Source organism: Glaciimonas sp. Gout2 (assembly GCF_035018905.1).
GTDB lineage: Bacteria > Pseudomonadota > Gammaproteobacteria > Burkholderiales > Burkholderiaceae_D > Glaciimonas.
The window spans coordinates 1-6480 of sequence record NZ_JASJXA010000084.1 but is presented as its reverse complement, the minus strand read 5'-3'; the positions used below and the strand labels follow the sequence as shown (position 1 = coordinate 6480).

Sequence of the window (6480 nt, the reverse complement as noted above, 5' to 3'; positions counted from 1 at the left end):
AAAATATGCTGCATTCAACATCACTGGATTCAATTTTCTTATCCTATTTGTAACCATATGTAATAGGGCTTAGTAAGACTTAAGTCAAAACCTGCTCGGCTACAAACCTCTATGGATACTCTTCATTTTTAACAAATGTCGATCCAATCGAATCCGTCTTCCTGACAGGCAATCGTTAATTCAATATCTTGATTTTTTCTGCCGCGATTAAGCGCTGCCAGTGCGAGTTCGCGAGTGTTATTACGCAGACTTAAATGCGCGCCGATTACTTTACGCAAAACCGACTGATCTAACGCAGCCAAGATGTCTGCAGCAACATCATTTGAAAGATGCCCATACTCACCGCCGATACGACGCTTAAGTGAAGGTGGGTAAGCTGAATCGAGAAGCATCTGACTATCATGATTGCACTCTAAAACAAGTGCGTGACAACCGTTTAGAGCGCGAATCAAGTGATTTGTGGATTTTCCAGCATCGGTTAACACGCCAAGCCGTAATGTGCCATCACTAGCAACGTATTGCACCGGCTCTCTGGCGTCATGAGGAACGGTATAGGGCGTCAATTCCAAATCTCCGATAGTCAGAACTTCACCATCGCGACAAAAATGCATCTCAACCGCACTACGCGTTTTAAGTGATTTTGAGATGGCAGCAAAGGTGCCATGCGTCAGCCATACGGGTAATGCATAACGGCGAGCTAGTTTGAAGACACCACCAATATGATCCTGATGCTCATGTGTGACAACAATAGCAGATAAATCAGTGGGATCGAGACCTAACCTAGCCAAACGACGTTCGGTCTCTTTAATGCCAAAGCCACAATCCAACATAACGTTGGTTGTGGCTTTGGTTTCAGTAGAAGGGGTAGCAGAAGCGCTGGAAATCAATAAGGCATTACCTTCGCTACCGCTTCCGAGGCTGGCAAATTTCAACGACTAATCCTAAGATGCAATTGCCTCGCAGCACTAACTGCGACACAATTGCAAAAACAACACTACAAACAATTACTTAAGTTGCTCGTTCAACAAAGTCAGGATTTTGTCTCCCGCTGGCGACGTTTCTGGTTGACCTGCGTTATTCTGCACTGCAACCTGACTCGCCGAACCGGAAGCCTTTACAACGACCCGATAGCGGGCAGCCTTTTTATCGTCCTTCTTAGAACTTGTGAACATTTTTGAGAAGAAACCAGCTGATTTCTTGTCTTTAGCCTCTTCATCTTGATCGACGTATCGGACAAAATAGACACCTTGCGTGCGATCACGATCTTCTACTGTGAAGCCGACGCGATCAAGCGCCAAACCAACACGTCGCCAAGCGCGATCAGAACTTTCGTCTACTTCAACGTAACTCGTCCCGAGAGCACCCTTTACAAGCTTAGAACGCGCTTGTAACGACGGTGAATTAGCCACCGCCGCTTTTGCCTTCACCTGATCCGCACCGAGGCGAGACATCAAACGCGACAAAAACTCAGCTTCTAACTGTGGATCTTCTGGGCGCGAAGTCCAGATACTCGTTTCTTTTGAAGCGCCAGTAAGCACCTCTTCCGCGCCGCGATGACTGATATAAACTTCGGTCGTACCGTTTGGCCCACGTTCAAGGCGCGTACGGAACTTGTCACGTTCCCCCGTCGAATAGATTGAATCGAATACTTTACCCAGCGTATTACGCAGAAAATCTTGTGGTATCTTGGCCCGATTTTCGGCCCAATCGGTTTCCATTACGCCAGTATCAGGATTTTCGGTATTGATCAAAAATCCTGAATCTTGCCAAAAGTCTTTAATCTTTGGCCACAACTTCTCTGGAGTAGTTTGCACCACTAACCAGCGCTGCGAGCCATCACGTTCGATATGCATATCCGGCGCACCGTTAGGCGCAATCACGGCAACATCAGCTGCGGGTTTAATACCTTGTTGAAGGTTATAACCTGAAGCAGTGGCTGTTCCTTGATTTGAATCTGGAATAGCATAGCGATTTTCCCGCTGCAATTGCGTCAAATCAGGTGGAATATCAAGCTTTGGCGTTTTTACTTTATCAGCGCTTTTGTAATCGATACGATCCGGCTCCATCATTGAATTGATAGAGGAGCAACCTGCCAAGCTGGTTAATGCCAGAGTGAAAACAAGATTACGTTGAATAGCACTGCGTGATGTCGAAGGAATGTTCTTGCGAATAGTCATGTGAATACAGAATGAATGGAACGAGAAAAATTCTAGAGAAAACGCCTGTCAGCGCAGCTTATTTTAATACACCTGATTCGCGCAATGCTGCTCGGACAGGTGCGTGAAATTCCGGTGACAACGGCACCAGAGGCAAACGTATTCCTGAAGGGATCATTCCCATTTCGCACAATGCCCATTTAGCCGCAATCGGATTTGGCTCAATAAATAATTGAACGTGCAACGGCAGCAACTTATTATTTATCCGAATGGCTTCAGCTACGTCACCTTTGATCGCTGCGACACACAACAAATGCATATCCCGAGGCGCGACGTTAGCAGTGACTGAAATATTACCTTTGCCACCGCAGAACATAAGTGCCATCGCGGTCGCATCATCGCCGGAATATACGGCAAAATCTGCCGGTGCCAAACGCAGTAAATCAGTAACACGTGCAATATTACCAGTCGCATCTTTAACCCCGATGATGCCGGGAATTTGCGCCAGACGCAAAATCGTTTCATTGCTCATATCCGCTACCGTACGGCCTGGTACGTTATACAGAATGACCGGCAGATCAACAGATTCCGCAATTTTCTTAAAATGCTGATACATGCCTTCTTGCGTCGGCTTATTGTAATAAGGCACAACTTGCAAAGAGGCATCTGCACCAACCTCTTTGGCATAGCGCGTCAAATTGATTGCCTCAGCGGTAGAGTTGCCACCAGTGCCAGCAATGATCGGAATACGTTTTGCAGCATGCTCCACTGCAACTTTGATTAATTCACAATGCTCTGCTTCCGGGAGCGTTGGCGATTCACCTGAAGTGCCGACGATAACAATGGCGTCAGTACCTTCGGCGATGTGCCAATCTATCAGATTACGTAAACCTGGCAAATCAAGGCTGCCGTCCGAATGCATGGGAGTGATGATTGCAACGATGCTACCTTGGATCATGATAGTCAATACGAAAGAGATAAAAACCTGATTGTAGCGGATCGCCGCCAATATGGGGAAATTCCACCTGCAATTCAAATCAAATAACAAATTAAATTACTAAATTGATACCTAAGTAATTTAACGCTTAAAATCTATCTTTGAAATTATTGAAAATACAGAATCAAAAAAACAAGCTTGGCTCAGATAATATTTTAATCTAGCCGTAGACCGCTAACGGAACTAGCAGTTCCTTTTATCGCGAAAATCCGCTGAATCATGGCTGGCTTAGGTCGCTCAACAAAACCTTCCTCAAACGCGACAACATGCCAGACATTCTCGCTATCAGCCTCCAACCACCGCAACAATTCTCCATGTTCCAGCAAAAAATCGGGGTTACTGGGTCTGCCAAACTGTTGATTACCTTCAGCAAAGGTCTCGTATAACAAGATGCCTTGATTGGCAATGCTATCAAGCATTAAGGCAACTAGCGGTCGATATAAATAGTTCGTCACCACCACACCAGAGAACCGCGCCGGTTGAAACAATTCGGCAAGCGCATCGTCGTCGCCAGTTTCTAAATCAATCTGGTATGTGGCAATTTGTGTTGCCGCAATACCGGCGAGCAGGTTCGGATTACGATCAACCGCCAACATATCCTTGCCCGACGTCGCCAAAAATAGACTGTGGCGCCCTTCACCGCAAGCCAAATCGAGAACCTGTCCGGCTGGAATGGCTGACGCAAAACGACTAACCCAGCTGGATACAGGCAACGCTGTGATCGTCATCGGTTTAACAATCATCGTGTCAGGCACCCATACATGATTAGACAAATAAGGAGACTATCAATCAACTGTAGCTCAAACCCATCGCCTCACGCACGTCGCGCATCGTATCTTGCGCCAATTTGCGGGCATGATCTGCGCCATCGGCAACAATGGCGCGCACCAGCGAAGGATCATCCAGATACTGTTGCGCTCGCTCGTGCATAGGCTCTTGCTCGCGGACGATGGCATCAATCACCGGTTGCTTGCACTCCAGACAACCAATGCCAGCCGAGCGACAGCCTTTTGCCGCCCACTCCTGCGTGGCAGTATCGGAATACACCAAATGAAACTGCCAAACAGGGCACTTGGCCGGCTCACCCGGATCAGTGCGTCGCACGCGTGCCGGATCAGTTGGCATCGTGCGCACCTTCTTGGTAACGACGTCTTTGTCATCGCGCAAGGCGATCGAGTTGCCATAGCTTTTCGACATTTTTTGGCCATCCAGGCCTGGCAAGCGAGACGCATCCGTCAACAGCGCTTGAGGCTCGGAAAGAATCAATTTGCGACTTCCTTCCAGAAATCCAAATAGACGTTCACGATCAATCATTGACAGATTTTGCGCATCGTCCAGCATCGCTTTGGCTTGCTCGAGAGCCTCTTCGCTCCCCTTCTGCTGAAAATCAACGCGCAGTTCGTTGTATAACTTGGCGCGTTTGCTACCTAATTTTTTGACGGCATCTTGCGCTTTTTCTTCAAAGCCTTTTTCTTTGCCATATAGATGATTGAAGCGACGGGCGATCTCTCGCATCATTTCGATATGGGGGACCTGATCGTCACCGACCGGCACTTGCGTGGCACGATAAATCAGCACGTCAGCTGCTTGCAACAACGGGTAACCAAGAAAACCGTAGGTAGCCAGATCGCGATCAGCGAGCTTTTCTTGCTGATCCTTATAAGTCGGAACACGTTCCAACCACCCAAGTGGCGTCGCCATTGATAGCAGTAAATGCAACTCGGCGTGCTCCGGCACTTTCGACTGAATAAACAATGTCGATTGTGAGGGATCAACACCCGCAGCAAGCCAATCAATCAACATATCCCACGTGCTTGTTTCGATCTGGCTTGGATCGTCATAGTGAGTGGTCAGCGCGTGCCAGTCAGCGACAAAAAACAAACAAGGCAGTTCGGATTGCAACCGAACCCAGTTTTTCAAAGCGCCGTGATAATGGCCAAGATGCAATGCGCCAGTGGGGCGCATGCCAGATACAACGCGATCAGGATACATAGTTAATGTGAGATGTCAGAGTAGCAAGATGAAAGGGGAATGCTGTGTCAACGCAACAGCATCAGTAGCGGTGTCACGATCCATTGTAGAACAGTCGACGCGATATGCATCAATGGCGTAATCCACACGACGTACAAAGTAGGTTGATCGCCAAATTGCGGTAACTTGATCAATAACAAAGCTAATACGATAAAGAAACCATATGGCTCAATCTTGGCAAGTTTAAACGCGTATGTATGCGGCAACAAACTAAACAGAATACGACCGCCATCCAACGGCGGCAGCGGAAACAAATTAAGCGCAAATAACACCAGATTTATCCGGATACCGGCTTGTGCCATCATTACAAAGAAATCCTTGGCTTCCGATCCAGAGGCAGCCAACCCGATCCATAACAACATCCAACCGAGTGCCATTACCAAATTTGCGGCTGGCCCGGCCAAGGCCACCCATGCCATGTCACGTTTAGGTTTGCGCAACTGACCAAAATTGACCGGTACAGGTTTTGCATAGCCAAAGAGGAATGCGCCACCAGTGGAAAAATACATTAACAACGGAATCAGTACAGTGCCAAAAGGATCAATGTGCTTGACAGGATTGAGACTCATGCGACCCAACATGTAAGCTGTGGAATCACCAAAATACTTCGCTGCATAAGCATGTGCCGCTTCGTGCAAGGTAATGGCGAAAAGCATGGGTAACGCTAGTACGGCAATAGTTTGAATTAGTTCATTCATTAGCAGAAGTTTAACAGAGAGGCCCAAAAGCCCGGCAAATTCGGAACAAATGACCAGTTAAAATCATTCGCTAAAAAAGAGTAACACGAATTAATTGTATTTTGGCATGACTATAAGCCAAACATCTGGATATCGCCGCGTCCCTGACGAATTAGCATTGGCTCATCTGCGGTCAAATCAATCACCGTAGTTGGCTCAAAACTACACGCGCCACTATCGACAACCAATTCCACCTGTTTCTCCAGTTGATCGCGAATCTCATCGGCTTCAGTCAACGGCAATCCGCTACCCGGCAGAATCAGCGTAGTACCAATTAATGGCTGACCTAACTCTTCCAATAAAGCTTGCACGACCACATTTTCAGGCACACGCAAGCCGATCGTTTTGCGTGATGGATGGCTCAACCGGCGTGGCACTTCCTTTGATGCGCCCAAAATAAAAGTATAAGGCCCGGGCGTGCCACTTTTTAAAAGACGAAATTGCCGATTATCAATCTTGGCATATTCCGAAATTTCGCTCAGATCTTTACATAACAGCGTCAAGTGGTGTTTGTCATCCACGCCGCGAATCCGGCGCAATCGCTCGACCGCATCTTTAT

General features: G+C 47.4%; 7 protein-coding genes. All 7 read right to left on the bottom strand.

The window, feature by feature from the left end; translation table 11 throughout:
* Positions 1–128 precede the first annotated feature (128 nt).
* The gene (locus tag QN379_RS22835; protein ID WP_322238939.1) at positions 129–932 is read right to left on the bottom strand and encodes an MBL fold metallo-hydrolase; all 804 of its coding nucleotides are present in this window, start codon (positions 930–932) and stop codon (positions 129–131) included.
* A 72-nt stretch (positions 933–1004) separates the two neighbouring features.
* Positions 1005–2177: an outer membrane protein assembly factor BamC gene (bamC, locus tag QN379_RS22830; RefSeq protein ID WP_322238941.1), complete on the bottom strand. Its 1173-nt coding sequence runs from the start codon at positions 2175–2177 to the stop codon at positions 1005–1007.
* A gap of 58 nt (positions 2178–2235) precedes the next feature.
* Positions 2236–3114, bottom strand: coding sequence for a 4-hydroxy-tetrahydrodipicolinate synthase (dapA, locus tag QN379_RS22825; RefSeq protein WP_322238943.1), 879 nt, complete (start codon positions 3112–3114; stop codon positions 2236–2238).
* Positions 3115–3308: 194 nt separating this feature from the next.
* Positions 3309–3926: a class I SAM-dependent methyltransferase gene (locus QN379_RS22820; protein WP_322238945.1), complete on the bottom strand. Its 618-nt coding sequence runs from the start codon at positions 3924–3926 to the stop codon at positions 3309–3311.
* Positions 3927–3942: 16 nt separating this feature from the next.
* A complete protein-coding gene (locus QN379_RS22815; RefSeq protein ID WP_322238946.1) occupies positions 3943–5145 on the bottom strand; it encodes a tryptophan--tRNA ligase in 1203 nt (400 codons plus the stop codon).
* 47 nt (positions 5146–5192) lie between these two features.
* Entirely contained in the window at positions 5193–5882 is a 690-nt protein-coding gene (locus QN379_RS22810; RefSeq protein WP_322238948.1) for a site-2 protease family protein, read from the bottom strand.
* Between the two features lie 110 nt (positions 5883–5992).
* Positions 5993–6480: L-threonylcarbamoyladenylate synthase (locus QN379_RS22805; RefSeq protein WP_323507708.1), on the bottom strand; the 488-nt coding region annotated here is incomplete at its 5' end.

What these genes read in the sequence shown, in the direction of transcription:
- QN379_RS22815 (WP_322238946.1), bottom strand. Translation starts at nt 5,145, where the DNA reads ATGTATCCTGATCGCGTTGTATCTGGCATGCGCCCCACTGGCGCATTG.
- QN379_RS22810 (WP_322238948.1), bottom strand. Translation starts at nt 5,882, where the DNA reads ATGAATGAACTAATTCAAACTATTGCCGTACTAGCGTTACCCATGCTT.
- bamC (WP_322238941.1), bottom strand. Translation starts at nt 2,177, where the DNA reads ATGACTATTCGCAAGAACATTCCTTCGACATCACGCAGTGCTATTCAA.
- dapA (WP_322238943.1), bottom strand. Translation starts at nt 3,114, where the DNA reads ATGATCCAAGGTAGCATCGTTGCAATCATCACTCCCATGCATTCGGAC.